Raw genomic sequence first — 18,228 nt, 5'->3', positions numbered from 1 at the left:
CGTGAACATCCAGGCACGGCACGTCAGAAGCGTCCAAGTACTCGGCATCGATGCCGGCGGCACCATGACCGATACGTTCTTCGTCGATTCCGAAGGCGATTTCGTCGTCGGCAAGGCGCAAAGCACACCACAGAATGAGGCCCTCGGCCTCATTGCCTCCAGCGAGGACGGCCTCGGCAGTTGGGGCCTGTCGCTGGCGGACGGCCTGAAGCACCTGCAAACCGGAGTCTATTCCGGCACCGCCATGCTGAACCGCGTGGTGCAGCGCAAGGGGCTGAAATGCGGCCTCATCGTCAACAGCGGCCTCGAAGACTTCCACCGCATGGGCCGGGCGATCCAATGCTACCTCGGCTATGCCTATGAGGACCGCATCCACCTCAATACCCACCGCTACGACCCGCCTTTGGTGCCGCGCAACCTCACCCGCGGCGTGGCCGAGCGCACCGACATGTTCGGCAAGGTGGTGATCCCGCTGCGCGAGGAGACCGCCCGCGCCGCCGCCCGCGACCTGATCGCGGCGGATGTGGAAGGCATCGTCATCAGCCTGCTGCATTCCTACAAGAACCCGGCCCATGAGCGCCGGGTGCGCGACATCGTCCTTGAGGAAATCGCCAAGAGCGGCAAGGCGATCCCGGTCTTCGCCTCGGCTGATTATTATCCGGTGCGCAAGGAGACCCACCGCACCAACACCACCATCCTGGAAGGCTATGCCGCCGAGCCCTCGCGGCAGACGCTGAAGAAGATCTCCGACGCCTTCAAGGAGCATGGCACCAAGTTCGACTTCCGCGTCATGGCCACCCATGGCGGCACCATCTCCTGGAAGGCGAAGGAACTGGCCCGCACCATCGTCTCCGGCCCCATCGGGGGCGTCATCGGCGCCAAATATCTGGGCGAAGTGCTGGGCTACAACAACATCGCCTGCTCGGACATCGGCGGCACCTCGTTCGACGTGGCGCTCATCACCCAGGGTGAGCTGACCATCAAGAACGACCCGGACATGGCCCGCCTCGTCCTCTCGCTGCCGCTGGTGGCCATGGACAGCGTGGGCGCTGGCGCCGGCTCCTTCATCCGGCTCGATCCCTACACCAAGGCGATCAAGCTCGGCCCGGATTCTGCCGGCTATCGGGTCGGCGTGTGCTGGAAGGAGAGCGGCATCGAGACCGTGACCATCTCCGACTGCCACATGGTGCTGGGCTATCTCAACCCGGACAACTTCCTCGGCGGCGCGGTGAAATTGGATCGCCAGCGCTCGGTGGATGCCATCAAGGCCCAGGTCGCCGATCCGCTCGGCCTCTCGGTGGAGGATGCGGCGGCGGGCGTGATCGAGCTCTTGGACAGCGACCTGCGCGACTATCTGCGCTCGATGATCTCGGCCAAGGGCTATAGCCCGCAGAGCTTTGTCTGCTTCTCCTACGGCGGCGCCGGCCCGGTGCATACCTATGGCTATACGGAAGGGCTCGGTTTCGAAGACGTCATCGTGCCCGCCTGGGCCGCCGGCTTCTCCGCCTTCGGCTGCGCAGCGGCGGATTTCGAATATCGCTACGACAAGTCGCTGGACATCAATCTCGCCCCCGACGCGCCGGACGACTTGTCCGAGAAAGCGGCGAGGACCCTCCAGGGCGCGTGGGACGAACTGACCCGCAACGTGCTGGAGGAGTTCAAGCTGAACGGCTACGAGGCCGACCAGGTGACACTCCAGCCCGGCTACCGCATGCAGTATCGCGGCCAGCTCAACGACCTGGAGATCGAGTCCCCTCTGGCGTCCGCCGATAGCGCGCAGGACTGGGCTAAGCTGGTGGAGGCGTTCAACGCCACCTATGGCCGCGTCTATGCGGCCTCCGCCCGCTCGCCGGAATTAGGCTATTCGGTCACCGGCGCCATCATGCGCGGCTCGGTGCCGATCCAGAAGCCGAAGATCCCCAAGGAGCCCCTGGAGGGCGAGACCCCGCCCGCCGACGCCTTCCTCGGGACCCGGAAGTTCTACCGCAAGAAACGCTGGGTGGATGCACAGCTCTACCGGATGGAAAGCCTGCGCCCCGGCAACCGCGTCGCCGGCCCCGCCATCATCGAATCCGACGCCACCACCTTCGTGGTGCCGGACGGCTTCGAAACCTTCCTCGACGGCCACCGCCTCTTCCACCTCAAGGAAATCTGAGCGCTGCCCTCACCGACACCCATTCAAGGAAACGTCAAGATGAACATCAATGTCCGGGCCACCCAAACCAAAGGGGCCACGCGCGGCATCGTGCGCGGCGGCGAAACCCTGAAAGAGCATCGCGACCGCCTGATGGAGGCGACCCGCCGCACCAAGCATTATGCGGGCTTGGAGACGCTGGAACTGCGCGACACCCAGCCGATCCACTACAACAAGCTGTTCTCCCGCCTGCGCGCCGGCGTGGTGGATGCACGCGAGACCGCCAAGAAGATCGCCGCCTCGCCCATCGTCGAGCAGGAGGGCGAACTGTGTTTCACCCTTTACAATGCGGCGGGCGATAGCATCCTGACCTCCACCGGCATCATCATCCATGTGGGGACCATGGGTGCGGCGATCAAATACATGATCGAGAACGACTGGGAGAGTAATCCCGGCATCAACGACAAGGATCTATTCTGCAACAACGACTGCCTCATCGGCAACGTGCATCCCTGCGACATCCATACCATCGTGCCCATCTTCTGGGAGGGCGAACTGATCGGCTGGGTGGGCGGCGTCACCCACGTCATCGACACCGGCTCGGTCGGGCCGGGCTCCATGTCTACGGGGCAGGTGCAGCGCTTCGGCGACGGCTACCAGATCACCTGCCGCAAGGTGGGCGCCAACGACACCTTGTTCCGCGACTGGCTGCACGAAAGCCAGCGCATGGTGCGCACCACCCGCTACTGGATGCTGGACGAGCGCACCCGCATCGCCGGCTGCCACATGATCCGCAAACTGGTGGAAGAGGTGGTGGCCGAAGAGGGCATCGAGGCCTATTGGAAGTTCGCCTATGAGGCGGTGGAGCACGGCCGGCAGGGGTTGCAGAACCGCATCAAGGCCATGACCATTCCCGGCACCTACCGGCAGGTGGGCTTCGTGGACGTGCCCTACGCCCATGAGGACGTGCGGGTGCCTTCCGACTTCGCCAAGCTCGACACCATCATGCATTCGCCCTCGGAGATCACCATCCGCGGCGACGGCACCTGGCGGCTCGATTTCGAGGGCGCCAGCCGCTGGGGCTGGCACACCTACAACGCTCATCAGGTGAGCTTCACCTCCGGCATCTGGGTAATGATGACCCAGACGCTGATCCCGTCCGAGATGATCAATGACGGGGCGGCCTACGGCACTGAGTTCCGCCTGCCCAAGGGCACCTGGATGAACCCGGACGACCGCCGTGTCGCCTTCTCCTACGCCTGGCACTTCCTGGTATCGTCCTGGACCGCGCTGTGGCGCGGCCTGTCGCGCTCCTATTACGGGCGCGGCTATCTGGAGGAGGTGAATGCTGGCAACGCCAACACCTCCAACTGGCTTCAAGGCGGCGGCTTCAACCAGTATGACGAGATCCATGCGGTGAACTCGTTCGAATGCGCCGCCAACGGCACCGGGGCGACCGCCGTGCACGACGGCCTCTCCCATGCCGCCGCCATCTGGAACCCGGAAGGCGACATGGGCGACATGGAGATCTGGGAGCTGGCCGAGCCGCTCGTCTATCTCGGGCGGCAGATCAAGGCCAATTCCGGCGGCGCCGGCAAGTATCGCGGCGGCTGCGGCTTCGAGAGCCTGCGCATGGTCTGGAACGCCAAGGACTGGACCATGTTCTTCATGGGCAACGGCCACATGTCCTCCGACTGGGGGCTGATGGGCGGCTATCCCGCCGCCTCCGGCTATCGCTTCGCCGCCCATGACACCGGACTGAAGGAGCTGATCGCCTCCGGCGCCCCCATCCCGCTCGGCGGCGACACTGACCCGCAGAACCCCGTGTGGGACGCACTGATGCCCGACGCCAGGATCAAGCGCGACAAGCAGGCGATCACCACCGAGGAGATATTCAAGGACTACGACCTCTACCTCAACTACATGCGCGGCGGCCCCGGCTTCGGCGATCCACTCGACCGCGAGCCGCAGAGCGTGGTGGACGACCTCAACGGCGGCTACCTGATCGAGCGCTTCGCTTCCCGCGTCTATGGCGTGGTGGCGGCGAAGGCGGCGGACGGCGCCTTCACGCTGGACGGCCCGGCGACGCAGGCCCGGCGTGCCGAGATCCGCCGCGAGCGGCTCGCCAAGGCGGTGCCCACCCGCGAGTGGATGAAGGGCGAGCGGGAGAAGATCCTGGCCAAGGAGGCGGGCGACCACGTCAAGCAGATGTTCGCCTCCTCCTTCAAGCTGGGGCCGAAGTTCTTCAAGGACTTCCGGACTTTCTGGGACCTGCCGGAGGACTGGAGGCTGCTGGAGGAGGAGATCGGCATCCCGCACTACGGCTCGCACTACCACATGGACGTCTCCGAACTGCCGGACGTGAAGACGGTGCAGTTCGTCGAGCAATAGGCAGGACCGGGCACCGGGAGGCGTCTCTTCGGAGGTTCCTGCCGGTGCCCTTCGCCCCAATCATCAAGAAATCAGGAGGACACCCATGGCCTACACACGCGCCAAGATCGCCGATCTGGTGGACGGCAAGATCGACCACGACACGCTGCACCAGATGCTCTCCACCCCGAAGGACCCGGAGCGCTTCTCGCTCTATCTGGAGATCCTTCAGGAGCGGGTGAGCTGGGACGACCGGATCATCCTGCCGCTCGGCCCCAAGCTCTACATGGTCCAGCGCAAGGACACCAAGCGGTGGAAGATCCGCTGCGAATGCGGCCACGACTTCTGCGACTGGCGGGAGAATTGGAAGTTGTTCGCCTGCGTCAACGTGCGCGACACGCCGGAGAAGATGGAGGAGATCTATCCGCGCCTGATGACGCCCACCTCCTCTTGGCAGGTGCTGCGGGAATATTACTGCCCGAGGTGCGGCACGCTGCACGACGTGGAGGCGCCCACCCCCTGGTATCCCGTGATCCGCGACTTCGAGCCGGACATCGACACCTTCTACAAGGATTGGCTCGGCCTGCCGGTGCCGGAGCGGGTAGAGGCGGCCTGAGGGGCCTCAGGGCGCCCCGGATCGGCGGTTATCAGGCGCGCGCGGCACTCGGTCTTTTACGACCGGCTCCCGCGCGCGCTTTGGGTCAGGAAGACCGAGGTCGACGCGGGCAAGCGGGTGGGCGTGCCCAGCGACGTTGCCGAGAAGATGAAGGCGCCGGAGCGGGAGAACGGCGAACTGCGCCAGGCCAACGAGATCCTGCGCCAGGCCAGCGCCTGTTTCGCTCAGGCGGAGCTCAACCGCCCGTTCAAGCGGTGATCGCCTTTATTGACGATCACCGAGAGGCATACGGGGTCGAGCCGATCTGCAAGGTCTTGCCGATCGCCCGGCCACCTACCGCGAGCGGCTGGCTCAGCGGCGCGATCCGGGGCGGATGTCGGCCAGGGTGCGGCGGGACCAGGCGCTGAAGCCCGAGGTGACCCGCGTCTTCGCGGAGAACTTCGCCGTCCATGGCGTGCGCGAAGTTTGGCGACAGTTGCGGCGGGAGGCTTCGTTCGTTCTCCTTCTCCAGATCCTTCAGCCGCTTCACCTGGTCGCTTCAGCCCGCCGAGCTCCTTGCGCCAGCGATAGTAGGTGAACGCCGTCACACTGATGGCCCGGATCGCCTCCGCTACCGGCCGTCCCCGCGACACCAAGACGTCGACCTTCCGAAGCTTCGCGACGATCTCTTCCGGCTTGTGCTTCTTCTGCGCCACCGGGCCATCTTCCAAAGGCTCAAGAAGCCTACTTCACGGAGGACCGCTTTTCAGATGGAGGCCATTTGTATGTAAGGCAACATCATTTCTATGCGATAATAGGGGTGTGCGTACAATATAGATCATCGACACATCCGTGGTGAACTAGGTTTGTGTGGATGAAGTCCATTTCATCTTGGTTGTTCTGTATAGGCAGTGGTGCTCCTTCCTTGAAGCGATACACATATGGGAAATTCTGGCGTAGGTAATCCAGGAGTTCGCGGGGGTTATGATTGCCGAAAGCGATTAACGTAAACGAGTTGAATTCCAAGTATACGCTCGGTCGGAAAATGCGTAGTGTTTTGGTTGCGCCTCGCAAAACCTCCATTTCATAGCCTTCTACATCCAGCTTAATAAAGTCCACCCTGGGAAATCCTTCCTGGCTCAGAAAATCGTCGAGCCGATCGACCTTCACGGTTCGATTACCCCCTCCCAGGGCTGTGCCCGATGGTGCGAGGCGATTCCCGCTGGAGTCGTTCGGGTCAGACATAAATGTCAATTCACCGGCGCGATCTCCCAGCGCAAGTTGGTATGGGGTGCAGTTCGAAAGATTATTTGCGACGATAGTTTCCTGAAGGAATCCGAATGTCTGCGGATCGGGCTCGAAAGAGAGGAACGAGCTTCCTGGAAACGATTTTCCGAGAATTGCTGTGGTCAATCCGATATTCGCTCCGATGTCGAGGCCGTACATTTTGTCATTCAAATGGTTGTCAATGATGTATAATAAAAAATTATTCGTCTGAATTCCGATATCGATATCATTGAAGTAAAAATCTCCAGTGCGCCCATATATTTTTAAAAAATGGTCGCGGTATTCAATTATTTTTAAGTCCAATGTATCCTCCGTTAGTGTATGTCTGCATAATTGCGTATTAGAATGCGCGGAATGCCTGAATGGGTCGCTCGCGACTTCCTTGGATGCTGATTGCCGCTTGTTAGGCGGGTGGATTGGCTAGGCGGGATCTCGGTAATCTCGCGCGTGCCATGGCTACCATCAGGTGGCGGTGGTGGAGCTTTCCAATAAGGCCTTTCAATATAGAAATTTCGACGTTGGCTGCTCTGATTTTGCTAAGTCGTGAATTGTGTGACCGTATGGTCGATCTTAATGCACATTGTGGCAAAATGGATGAACTAGTATATGGAGATCAAAACAGCTTTACATCCTAATTAATATTCGTTCAGTTTTATAATAAGTTTAATATATTATATATATAGCTAGAAATTCTCTTAAAAAATTGTCAATTGGCCTGTGGCGGTATAATCCATTCTGTCAAAGTTTCATGGGAGATTAAGAGCTAAGTCCGGATCGCGGTCTATTGTTGAGAAATTTTATTTCCTGAAGTGCGGGGCGTAGTTTTCCCGGCGTCTCGTTGAGAAGGATGCCCGATCGCGCGGTGATCGCATGGGGGGCTGATGATGGGCTTTATATCTCAGATATCGAAGCGCCTCCGGGCGCGGGCTCTTTTCCGACTTGCCGATGCCGCGCGTGATGAGCGTAGGTGGGATGCCGCGGCCGATTTTTATGCGCAGGGGCTTCTCATTACGCCGGACGCTTTCGCTGCGTGGGTTCAATGCGGTCATGCTCGAAAGGAAGCCGGTGATCTGGTCGCCGCCGAAGCTTCATACAGACAGGCTATGAGGTTGCGACAAGAGGACGCTGATCTTCATGTTCAGATCGGCCATTTGTTTTCCCTCCGCGGTCAGTCTGGAGCTGCGGCGGAACACTACCGGAGGGCGGCCGAACTTGGTTCCCGCGATGTCCATGCCCTCCAGTATGCAGATGCTCGCACCAGACGGCAGGCGTCCGCTCCACTGACGTCAGCAGCGGACGGCTTCGCCAGAGCCGATGAGTTGCGCGACCGGGGAGACTTCGAGTCAGCCGCGCTCTTCTACGAAGATGGACTGGCCATCGATCCGCGCTCTTTCCCGCATTGGGTTCAGCTGGGGCACATGCGGAAGGAGAGCGGAGATCCGGAGGCGGCTGAGCGCGCCTATGTCCAGGCTTTTAAATTACAGCAGGACGACGCTGACCTCCTCATCCAGATGGGGCATCTTTACAAGAGCATCGGAGAGCGAGCCAAGGCCGGCGACTGCTATGCGCGCGCCATACTTCTTGGTTCCCACGATATGCACGCCTTGCGTTTCCTGGCCGAGTCCGAGGCGCGCTTTGCGCTTTATCGAGAGATGCTTGACAGATTTGAGGGGGTGGACTTGCGCGTCGTGTCAAAGCGTCGATCTAGTAGCTTCGCGATGCAAATCGTGCAGATGGTTTCATGACGAAGGGCTCTGACGTGCCAAAACGGATATTTTGGCTCGGCATGCACAAAGTGCTTCGCACCACCGAGCTGCCGCAGCTTCGAGACATGGGATATGAGGTTTTCAGCCCGGCCTACATTTCGGATGTTTATGATCAGTCCGCAGACCGGGCGATCGATTTCGACCAGCCGACAACACTGCCAGACGACGTATTTGCAGAGCTTCTAGCGCACAATTTTTTCTATTCGAGCATCCCGTCGCACATTGGGGATTATCTGAATCAATATTTTGACTGCGTGATCGTCACAATCAACGCTGACTGGCTGCGTTCGATTGTCGATGTGTTCAAGAAACGAATTATCTACCGCATATATGGGCAGCCATACTCACTTTCCGAGTATATCATGAAGAGCGGAACGTGGGAAAAGCTCATGGTGCATGGCGATTTTCATATCGTGCCATTCGCCGCAGAAACGACGGAGTTTGAGCGCCCATGGTTCCGTGATCTCTGTGCTGGCGTCGTGCCCTATCAGATCCCCGATGATGTGTTCGATTTTACCGGAACGTGGGGTGGAGCCTCCCACAATGGTACAATTGCGACCAGCATTCCGAACGTCGAGAATGCCTATTATAGGTCTGAGTATCAGCGCTTTAATTCTGCCTTCCCGCATCGCGTCTTCAGGATTTATGGGCCGCAGCGGTCGACACCAGATGATACGCGTTTTGTCGGCGCGCTGCGGAGGCAGGACTTCCTGGGGCGCCTTAGGGATTCTGCGGGCTTCTTCTATAACTTCCGTGATCCGGTCTGCTATCTGGCCCCCATAGAGAGCATGCAGATTGGTGTGCCGGTGCTTTTCGCTCCGGGCTCGCTGCTGCACCGCTTCTACCCTGACAAGACGCCCGGCCTGATCCGCAATCAGATCGACGCGGAACGCAAGATCAAGCTGCTGCTGAACAGCGATGCAACATTCTCGGCAGAAGTGATTGACTCGCAAGAGCCTGTGCGCCAGCGCTATGACCGAGAGATTGTCAGGCCCAAGTTCGAGCGTCTGTTCAGAGCTCTCATTGATCGGGAACCTGCGCATGCCCCTTGTCTTGTGTTCGATCACCGATCGATACCTGTCCGCTCCCCATTGGCCCCGCAGAGTGGTGCTGGGTCCGATACCGTTGCGTTGCTGATGCACATCGACGGTTTGGTCGGCTACGCCGGGGGCAAGCCGTCCGCCTTCGAGGGAATCCCGCGCGTGATCGAAGCGGTGGTGTCTGCGCTCCAGGCTACCACTGATCTCAGGTGTGCGATCACATGCACCGAAACCTCCGTCAGCGTCATGTACGACTTTTTCAGGGATTACGTCGCCTCCGGTAGAGTCGAGCTGATCCCCATTCCTGCAACCGCCATCAATGAGGAGGTGATTCAGTCCATAGGAAAAATGATCGTCGTCAATCATATCAATGGCCGCGAGGATATAAAGAGCGTACTTGTTCCCCACTATTATCTGTTTCCGGAAAGCCTGTTCTTGAAGAAGCGGATAACGCTCTACCTTCCGGACTATTTTCCATATCTGATGCCGGAAGCCATTTTCGATATTTCCCGCGAGAAGGATATCGAGAACAAGAAGGTCGGCGTCGCGATCGCTAAAAAGGCCGCGAATATCCTGACAAATTCTGACTTCACGCGCAGCTACCTGCCCGCGGCCGGCTTCGTGCGCCCGTCCGAGGCAGACAAAGTGATCGTTGCGCCGCTTCCCCTGCTCGGCGAGCGTGGCGTTGAACAGCTGTCGCGTGACCGCGAGACCCAGCTCAAGGCCGAGATCGGCGGGCGCCCGTATCTATTCTATCCCACCGCAGTGCGGCCGAACAAGAATATCGGCTTTTTTCTCCGCGTGCTCGCGGAGATGCGTGTCAAAAATCCCGATATGATCGCGGTACTCACCGGCGATCTTCGGTCGGTGCCGGGGGTGCAGGAGATCTGCGACGACCTCGGGCTGGAACAGCACATCGTGTTCATGAGGCGCGTCGGGGATGACGTCCTGGCGTGGCTATATCGGCACGCCGTTGCGCTCTGTCTTACGTCGTCGGTGGAAGGGAATTTCCCCCCGCAGGTGCTCGAAGCTCTCGCATACGGTTGCCCGGTCGTATCGACGCGGTTGCCGACCATAACGGAAGTGTTGCCGGGCGGTTTCGAAATGCTTCTCCTGTGCAATGAGCGTGACCAAGCCGATTTTACCCGGAAGATCGCTATTGCCATGGAGCAGCGTGACCAGACACTGCTCCGGCAGGCCGCAGTTATGGGTTTCATGCGTGAGCGTAACTCGATCGCCGTTTTCGCCGGGAAGGTCGCCGCCTCCCTCGGCTATGGCGACGCCTTGAGCCGGGAGATTGAGCAATGCGCATCGGCGTGATGAGCGCCAGCATCACCGGTATGACCGGGCATGACGCTTTGTCGATGGTGCTCCGTTTAAGAGAATCGGGCGAAGATGTGGTGCTCTTTACCGATGCGACGCGCGCGGGCAGCCGTGCTTCCGTCTACGATTTGGCAGATGCGCCGCTCCTGATGTCTGCCGGTGATCTGCTGATTTATCACTTCAACGGGCCGGATGAGGCTGCCGAGCGCATTCTCCAGAGACTTAAATGCGAGATTGTTCTGCGTCCACACACCCTCGCACAGCACGAGATCGATCCGAAATCGTCGGTTCGCGCTGCCAGGCGTCAGCGAGAAACCCGGGCTGCTCTGGCGCGGCTGAGGGATAGAAGGGTGATAGAGGCATGGCTGCCTGCAGGCATCATTCTTGAAGAAGCCGAGCGGACACTTCGTATGCCCTGCGCTCGCGTTCCCCAGTTTATAGAGACTGATAGCCTATTTAGGGCGCAAACTGAGAGTCAGGCCAGCTCCGCGCTGACAGAGCACTGGCTTAATATCCTTATCGTTTCGCCCCTCGCGGCAGACGCCGGCATCGAGCAGGCCCTGCGCACCTTCAGCGGCTTTAACCGAACGTCGCTGGCCGGAGCGCATCTCCACATTGTCGGCGATGCCGGCGGGGACGACCAATATTTGCGTCATCTGGGTGGCTTGGCGGGCGGCCTTCAACTCGCCGGGTCATTCACCCACCACTTCGACCCGCTGCCGGGTGCCCTCGCGTCACTCTATAGGGGCTGTGACCTGTTCCTGGCCACGCAGGGGGCGACGCCGGAAGCGGTCACGCGCGCCCTGGCGTTCGGTCTGCCCGTCGTTGCGCTCTCGTCTTCCACCGCTGCAGATCTGGCTGGTGAAGCTGCCTTTCTGGCGGGGTCACCAGATAAGCTGGCCAATATGGCTCACACGCTGGTCATGGATGCCTTCGGCATGGCCTCCGCGAAACGTGCTGCCCTCCAGCGGTTCAACGACCATTGTGAAAGTCGGCACGTCGCTGCATCGCTCCTCACGGCACTCTCAAATACACGCCATAGGCTTCTTGAGCCGATTGGTGAACATGCCGATATCAGCGGTGACTGGTTCGGCATTCCACAGGCCGAGGAATTGGTCCGAGCGGCCATCCAACTCGCGCCGGATCTCCGGGCTCATTCTCTCGACGGGGAGGACCGCCGGCGCGATTTTATCGCATGGATCATTTCCGCCGAGTGCGGCCGCTCCGAGGCGCGCCCCGGACTCCTCGACGGTCCGCAGTTTAGCGCCTACGCGGCGCACCTCCCGGTCCCGCGAGCCGCTTCGCATCTCGGCGCCGAACAGCGCCTGAAGTGGTTCTTTGACAGAGAAGTACGCAGCGCCTTCGATCTTCACAGCTCTGCGTCGGTGGCCGCATATATCGAATGGTCGCAGGAACAGGCGGCCGCCTAGCTGCGGCGGCCGGAGAGGATTTTATCGCCGCCAACGTTCTGGATGGCTATTGCACCAACACAGCCAGTGGTTGTTAAGATCATCCTTCGGAGACTTGAAGCGCCTGTCAGATGGACACCATCAATGCTGCTAACCGAAGCTGCGCAACTATTTCAGGTTTGACCGGGTTGTGCGTGCCGTGAGGTCAAGCTCCCATTCGAGAGCCTGCAGTGTCGCTTCATCGATCTCGCCGCCACGGTGCAGACGGATCGGTTTCATGCGGCCGGCGCTCAGGGCCTGAAGCGTCAAGGGCAAGTGGGCACGTCACGTGGTGCGGAACTCCTGCTCCCGTCCGGCATAATCGGCCATGTGGCCGGCCTTGCGACGGTAGGGGCCGAGAAGCTTGGGGCGGATGAGTGTGCCCTTCGCGTCATGGGCCAGATTCTCGACCGCCGACAGTTGGGCAGCCGAATTCGGCCGCAAGGACCGGGGCGAGGAGACCGAGGGTGTGGCACGGCGGGCCGATGGCGACGCTCGCGAGCTCGGCAAGGACAATGCCATCCGCGGGTCGGAACGCGGCCGCGCGGCTGTGGCCAAGTGTGCGGTCTTCACCATCCCGTCTGCCGTGCGCAATTCCCATCAGCCTCTGGGCCGCTGAGCGTGTGCAAGAAATAGGTCCCTGGGATGGCTCGATCGCGTCCCTAAAGGCGTGGGCGGCAGTCGCCCTTCTGCCCCAAATTCTCGGGCGAGGTTGGAACCCCGTGCAGCCGTGCGCGTTCTTCGAGCGTCCACGGCACAGTCAAAGCTCCGTTGGGCTCTCTTTAATGAGAGTATCATCATGCCGAAGGCGGCAGCGTCTCAATTATTGGTTGTGTTTTTCATAGATGAACAGGTATTTATATTAAGATTTTCTCGCTTCGAGACATGTGCTGGGATGGATAAGCGTAGCGTCATCTTGCGCAGCCTCCATGCCTGATGCAGAAAAAGACATGGTGCGCGTATCTGCTTGCTGAATTCGCCCGGAGCCCCGTCCCATGGACAATCAGCCCATTCCGACACCGACGGCCCGCATGCGGGCGCTGCTCATCCTGTTCGCGGCCACCATCCTGTTGCCGGTGGCTCTCATCGGCCTAGGATACTGGGAGCACGGGCGGGTTTCGGACGCGCTTGGGCAGGCGCAGGATCGGCGTGATCGGATGGCTGGCATGCTCCAGCAACTGGAAGCTCGACAGAAGCCGGGCGCCGGCATCGATTACAGCATCCGCTTCATGCGCGGCGGGCAGACCTTCGTGGGTCCGCTGGCCATCTCCGAGGCCCGCAAGACGCTCGACTATCTGGAGGAAGGCGTTCTCCTGGAGGAGGTGCGGCAACCCCTGCCGACAGTGGCGATGGTGAGCGCCGCGGCGGTCGCCGCGCTCTCCGTGCTGGCCATTCTCACGGCCGTCCTGCTGGGCCGGGCGGGGCGTGCGTCGCGCGACATGCTGGTCACCGGCTTCTCCTTCGCCCGCCGCATGCTGCGCCCGCTGCTGCTCGTGCAGGTGGTGCTGGGGGCGCTCGCGTTGATTGCGGTGGTTGTCTTTGAGGCGCTGCCCTTCGTGCATGGGGGCGGGCGGGAGTGGGGCCTGAGCGACGGGAACGGCGCCAAGCTGTTTGCGCTGGGCGTCGCGATTGCCGGCGTCGCCGCTTGGACCGCCATCAAGACCTTCGTCGGGCTGCGGCGCGCCGTGCAGCTCTTCGACCCCGATCCCATGCCGATCATCGGCCACACGGTCAGTCGCGCGGAAGCGCCGGGCCTGTGGGGGCTCGTGGACGATCTGGCCGGGCGCCTAGGCGCGCTGAAGCCGGACAATGTGGTGGTGGGTCTCGCCGGCGGCTTCTTCGTGTCCTCCGGCCCCAAGGTGCTCCGGCCGGACGATACGCGGCTCTCGGGCAACACGCTCTATCTGCCCTTGCCTTATCTCGCTTTGCTGCGGGAGGACGAGGTGGCCACCATCATCGGCCACGAACTGGCGCATTTTTCCGGCGGCGATACGCAATACAGCCTCCGCTTCGTGCCGCTCTATGCCGGGGTCTCCCGCTCGCTGGAGGCGGTGGCGCTGGCCGGCATGACCGGTGACGGCAAGATCTCGCCCTTCACCTATCCGGCCTTCCAGCTCGGTGTGTTCGTGCTCAACCAGTTCGACGGCGCGGTGCTGCACTGGAGTCGCAAGCGCGAGTTCGAGGCCGACGCGGCGGGTGCGCGTGTCACGTCGAACGAGGCGGGCGCCCGCGCGCTGCTGCGCACGCTGGCGGTGGAGCCCCGCATCAATGAGGTGCTCGAGGCGGCCCACGAAGATCCCGACAACGCCCCGGCGGATCTGGTGGCCTTCACCGTGGACCATGTGGCAGACCGGGGGGCCGAGGATCCGAGCCCTCACCTGGACAAGCGCCAGCCGCACCCCACGGACACCCATCCGCCCACCGTGCAGCGCATCGCTGCCCTCGGGCGGGAGGTGACGCCGGCCGCACTCGCCGAGGCCGTGGCGCCGCCCGCGCCGGGTGCCCTGGCTCGCCTGTCCGCCTATTTCGCGGACCCGGCCGGCATCGCGCGGACCGCCAGTGCGCGCTTCGTCGGCACCGTGCGCCAGAACATGCAGGCCCAGCGCGAGGCCCTTCAGGCGCTGGCCGACGAGGTGCAGGCCGAGCCGGTGCCGCTCCATGAGAACACGCGGCCCGGTGCGATCTTCCTCTTCGTCTTCGGTGGGCTGTTCGTCGCGGCCGCGGCCGCCGTGGCCTTCATGGGGCGCGTGCCGGGCTTCTCTGTCTCCGAGACGCAGCTCCTGGCCGGGCTCGCCGGCGGGATGGGGCTGATCTTCATGCTGTTCGGCATTCCGCTGCTGCTGCGCAGCCGGAAGCCCTGCCTGATCCTGGAGCGGGATGCGCTGGTTCACCCGGGCCTCGACCGCCCCATCGTGTGGACCGACATCAGCGGCACCGGATACGTGAATGACCGCGGCGCCCTGGTCATCAATCTGGCGATCGGTCCGGACGCCCCGTTTCCAGCCAAGGTACGAGGCGCGCGCCGCATCAAGGTGAAGCCGAAGCAGCGGCTCATCACCATCAAGGCGGTGCCCCCGCGCAAGCTCAAGGCGCGCGGGATGGCGGATCTCATCGAGGACTATATCCGGGCTGCCCATGCCCGCCGCATTCTGGCGGAAGATGCGCGGCTGAGCGCGTGAGCCGCATCGCCAGACGTTGATATGAAAGAAGGGGGGAGGCGCGCCTCCCCCCTTTGGTTTCAGCGATCCGCGCTTACTTGGCGGGCTTCACGTTCATCGCCAGTGTGTCCTCGTCCACACGGGGGGTGAAGGTCACCTTAGCCTTCTGCATGGCCCAGGCGCTGACGATGGAAGCGATGGGCAGAGTGGGGCGGTCCTTGGCGACGAGGGCGGCCGCTTCCTCAAGCTGCGTGCGGCGCTTGGGCACGTCCATCTCCACCGCCGCCTGCTCGATCAGCTTGTCCAGCGCCGGGTTGGAATAGCCGCGCACGTTGAAGCCGCCGAGCTTGGTTTCCGGCGTGTTGGTATGCATCAGGCCGGCGAGCGTGTAGTTGGCCTCGCCCGTCAGCGTGCCCCAGCCCCACATGGAGAGCCCATAGTCGCCGCGCGTGCGGGCGGGGAAGAAGACCGTGCTCGGTTGCCCGTTCGCCTGCGCGTCGATGCCGGCGGCGGCGAGCATCTGCACGATGCTGGTGCCCACGGCCCCGTCGCTCTGGAGGCGGTCGGTGGTGAAGGTCAGTGCCACCTTGAAGCCGTTGGGATAGCCGGCTTCCGCCAGCAGTTGCTTGGCCTTCTTCGGGTCCGCCTTGGTGACCTTGAGCGCCTTGTTGAAGCCGAAGATGGTGTCGGTCACGAGTTGCGAGGCCGGCTTGCCGAGGCCCTCCATGGCGATTTCCGCTAGCGCCTCGCGGTCGATGGCGAGATCGAAGGCCTCGCGCACCTTCGGGTCGAGGAAGGGATTCTTCGGCAGCGGCGAGCCGTCCTTGGCGGTGACGAGGGCCGGCTTGTCGCGGAAATCGAACTCCACGAGGAAGACATAGACGCTGTCCGCCTTGTCCACCTTCAGCTTGGCGTCCTTCTCCAGCGTCGGCACGTCGGCCGGCGGCACGCGGGAGATGAGGTCGAGCTGGCCGGCCTTGAGCTGGGCCACGCGGGCGGCATCGTTCGGGATTTCCTTGCGGACCACCTTCTCCCACGGCTCCTTGCCGCCCCAGTAGCCGTCGAAGCGGGTGAGGACGAGTTCCTCCTTCGGCGTCCAGGAGACGAATTTGTAGGGGCCGGTGCCGATGGTGGCCTTGCCGGAATTGAAGCCGTCGCCGGCCGTGTCCTTGGTGGAGAAATCCTTGGCGGCGGTGTGGGAGACCACGAACAGGCGCACGAAATCGTTCGGAAGGGTTGGCGCCGGCCCGTCGGTCTTGATGCGGATGGTGAGGGGATCGACGATCTCCACCGTCTTCACCCGCCGCACATAGACCGTGGTGGGGTTGGGGCCGGTGACGTTGGGGATGCGCTCGATGGAGAACTTCACATCCTCGGCCGTGAAGTCGGATCCGTCATGGAATTTCACGCCCTTGCGCAGCTTGAATTCCCAGGTGGTATCGTCGACGGCGGTCCAGCTTTCGGCAAGGCCGGGTTCGAGCTGGAGATTGTCGCCGGACTTCACCAGCGTATCGAAGACATGTTTAGCCGCCTCCGCCTGCACGCCGGTGGAGGTGAAGTGCGGGTCCATGGACGCGGGCCCGGAACGCACGCCGATGGTCAGCGTCTGCGCGAACAGGGCGCCCGATGCCGTGGTGGCGAGGAGGGCGGCAAGCGACAGGGTTCGGAACGTCGAGGCGAGCGTCACGGCAGGGTATCCTCTGTTTCGATTGTCTGGGGCCACTCGGGAGAATCCACCACCATCTTGGCGAGGATCTCGAACAACATCGCGCGCTCGCCCGGGCTGAGCCGCGCCAGCATCACCCGCTCGCGCTCCAGCATCACCGGCATGCTGGCATCGAAGATGCTCTGGCCGTCGTCGGTGATGTTCAGCACGTAGCTGCGGTGATCCTTGGGGTCGGTGTCGCGCCGGACGAGCTTGCGCTTCAGCAGGCTCTGGATGGCCCGGCTGATGGTGGGCTTGGGGAAGCCGCTGGAGGAGCAGATGTCCTTCGCCGCCACCCCGCCCTTCAGGCCGAGCGCATAGAGCACCACGAATTCCGGCCGCGGCAGGCCGAAGGTCTTCTCCGTCCAGCCATAGACCGGAACGTTGAAGTTCATGGACAGGTAGTTGATGCGGAAGGAAAACCAGCAGGGATTGCGCCACAGCTTGATGGCGATCAGCGGATCAACATCTCCCGGCAGATCCTCCTCCGCCGCGCTCGGCGGCAGTTGCGGCGCGTGCATCCTCTCCCCGCCCTCGGACCGGCGTGGCCGGCCCTTCTCAAGTTGGTTCATCGTGAAACTTGACAGAAGGTTTTGAGCCCTGTCAATCTGCTTAACAAGTTTCAAACGAAACCATTTTCGCGACTGCAAACTGTGGTTTTGCAGGGCGGCATGGCCGTGCTTGCGGGGGGCTGATGCGCGTTGCCGGCATGAACTGGATGCAGATGGAGGCGCGGGTCCGCGCCGACGATCGCTGCGTCCTGCCCATCGGCAGCGTCGAGCAGCACGCTTACCTAAGTCTCGCCACCGACATGACCCTGGCCGAGCGCGTTGCGCTGGAGGCGGCGGGGCCCCTCGATGTGCCGGTCTTCCCGGTTCTGCCCTACGGACTTGCGTCCGGCTTCACTGCCTTTCCCGGCACCGTCTCGCTGCGGCTCTCGACCTACCTGTCCGTGGTCTCCGACATTCTGGACAGCCTCTACCGCACGGGTTTCCGGCGCATCCTCATCGTCAACGGTCATGGCGGGAATACACCGGTCACGGCCCAGATTTCCGAATGGCTGAACGGCCACGAGGGGGCGCGGGTGCGCTTTCACGACTGGTGGCGGGCGCCGAAGACCTGGGCGAAGGTGATTGAGATCGACCCCGCCGCGTCCCACGCCTCATGGATGGAGAATTTCCCCTGGACGCGGCTCGAGGGCGTCACGCTGCCCGAGGAAGCCAAATCGCGCATCGATTTCGACCTTCTCGCGCAGGGCGGTGCGGCCGACAAGCGCGCCCTGCTGGGGGATGGCAACTACCACGGCCTCTATCAGCGCCCCGATGTCGAAATGGAGGCGCTCTGGGCGGTGGCGGTGGAGGAGACCCGCGCGCTCCTCACGCATGGATGGCTCTGAGGCACC

12 protein-coding genes, 2 pseudogenes and 1 other annotated feature are annotated in these 18,228 nt (G+C 62.2%); of the genes and pseudogenes, 9 read left to right on the top strand and 5 right to left on the bottom strand.

Going from position 1 to position 18,228, the window contains the following annotated elements; translation table 11 throughout:
* Position 1 precedes the first annotated feature (1 nt).
* From AZC_RS15105 to AZC_RS26120, 4 genes and pseudogenes are all read left to right on the top strand, one after another.
* Positions 2-2,155 carry a hydantoinase/oxoprolinase family protein gene (locus AZC_RS15105; protein WP_012171447.1) on the top strand — a complete coding sequence of 718 codons (2,154 nt, stop codon included), beginning with the start codon at positions 2-4 and terminating at the stop codon, positions 2,153-2,155.
* 39 nt (positions 2,156-2,194) lie between these two features.
* A complete protein-coding gene (locus tag AZC_RS15100; RefSeq protein ID WP_012171446.1) occupies positions 2,195-4,525 on the top strand; it encodes a hydantoinase B/oxoprolinase family protein in 2,331 nt (776 codons plus the stop codon).
* A gap of 85 nt (positions 4,526-4,610) precedes the next feature.
* Positions 4,611-5,120 carry an acetone carboxylase subunit gamma gene (locus AZC_RS15095; protein WP_012171445.1) on the top strand — a complete coding sequence of 170 codons (510 nt, stop codon included), beginning with the start codon at positions 4,611-4,613 and terminating at the stop codon, positions 5,118-5,120.
* Positions 5,121-5,201: 81 nt separating this feature from the next.
* Positions 5,202-5,607 (top strand): annotated as a pseudogene (locus AZC_RS26120) (IS3 family transposase); the annotation flags it as partial.
* Positions 5,333-5,449, top strand: a sequence feature (AL1L pseudoknot). It overlaps the preceding pseudogene by 117 nt.
* 3 nt (positions 5,608-5,610) lie before the next feature.
* On the opposite strand, the pseudogene AZC_RS25120 reads toward AZC_RS26120, so the two are convergent.
* Together AZC_RS25120 and AZC_RS25115 are read right to left on the bottom strand one after the other, a co-directional pair.
* Positions 5,611-5,815: pseudogene (locus AZC_RS25120) on the bottom strand (transposase); the annotation flags it as partial.
* Positions 5,816-5,903: 88 nt separating this feature from the next.
* A complete protein-coding gene (locus AZC_RS25115) occupies positions 5,904-6,689 on the bottom strand; it encodes an FkbM family methyltransferase (protein WP_012171443.1) in 786 nt (261 codons plus the stop codon).
* 578 nt (positions 6,690-7,267) lie between these two features.
* On the opposite strand from AZC_RS25115, the gene AZC_RS15080 reads away from it, so the two are divergent.
* From AZC_RS15080 to AZC_RS15070, 3 genes are read left to right on the top strand one after another with little or no spacing between them, the layout of a single operon-like run.
* On the top strand, positions 7,268-8,131 hold the full coding sequence (locus AZC_RS15080; RefSeq protein WP_012171442.1) for a tetratricopeptide repeat protein: 864 nt from the start codon (positions 7,268-7,270) through the stop codon (positions 8,129-8,131).
* Positions 8,128-10,512, top strand: a complete 2,385-nt coding sequence (locus AZC_RS15075) for a glycosyltransferase (RefSeq protein WP_012171441.1) — start codon at positions 8,128-8,130, stop codon at positions 10,510-10,512. Before AZC_RS15080 ends, AZC_RS15075 begins: the two co-directional genes overlap by 4 nt.
* The gene (locus AZC_RS15070; RefSeq protein ID WP_043879425.1) at positions 10,497-11,945 is read left to right on the top strand and encodes a glycosyltransferase; all 1,449 of its coding nucleotides are present in this window, start codon (positions 10,497-10,499) and stop codon (positions 11,943-11,945) included. The genes AZC_RS15075 and AZC_RS15070 overlap by 16 nt, the downstream gene beginning before the upstream one ends.
* A 303-nt stretch (positions 11,946-12,248) precedes the next feature.
* Here the strand turns inward: AZC_RS15070 and AZC_RS25725 are convergent, their stop codons facing one another.
* The gene (locus AZC_RS25725) at positions 12,249-12,407 is read right to left on the bottom strand and encodes a hypothetical protein (RefSeq protein WP_158304123.1); all 159 of its coding nucleotides are present in this window, start codon (positions 12,405-12,407) and stop codon (positions 12,249-12,251) included.
* Positions 12,408-12,958: 551 nt separating this feature from the next.
* Between AZC_RS25725 and AZC_RS15060 the strand changes: the two genes are divergently transcribed.
* On the top strand, positions 12,959-15,142 hold the full coding sequence (locus tag AZC_RS15060) for a M48 family metalloprotease (RefSeq protein ID WP_012171438.1): 2,184 nt from the start codon (positions 12,959-12,961) through the stop codon (positions 15,140-15,142).
* 73 nt (positions 15,143-15,215) lie between these two features.
* Here AZC_RS15060 and AZC_RS15055 read toward each other — a convergent pair whose 3' ends face one another.
* Positions 15,216-16,808, bottom strand: coding sequence for an ABC transporter substrate-binding protein (locus AZC_RS15055; RefSeq protein ID WP_012171437.1), 1,593 nt, complete (start codon positions 16,806-16,808; stop codon positions 15,216-15,218).
* Complete coding sequence (locus AZC_RS15050) at positions 16,805-17,347, bottom strand: MarR family winged helix-turn-helix transcriptional regulator (RefSeq protein WP_043879423.1); 543 nt, start codon at positions 17,345-17,347, stop codon at positions 16,805-16,807. The genes AZC_RS15055 and AZC_RS15050 overlap by 4 nt, the downstream gene beginning before the upstream one ends.
* A gap of 173 nt (positions 17,348-17,520) precedes the next feature.
* On the opposite strand from AZC_RS15050, the gene AZC_RS15045 reads away from it, so the two are divergent.
* The gene (locus AZC_RS15045; protein WP_012171435.1) at positions 17,521-18,222 is read left to right on the top strand and encodes a creatininase family protein; all 702 of its coding nucleotides are present in this window, start codon (positions 17,521-17,523) and stop codon (positions 18,220-18,222) included.
* Positions 18,223-18,228: the final 6 nt, after the last annotated feature.

The organism is Azorhizobium caulinodans ORS 571, assembly GCF_000010525.1.
GTDB lineage: Bacteria > Pseudomonadota > Alphaproteobacteria > Rhizobiales > Xanthobacteraceae > Azorhizobium > Azorhizobium caulinodans.
The sequence above is the reverse complement of the archived record's forward strand: the minus strand, read 5'-3'. Positions and strand labels throughout refer to the sequence as shown.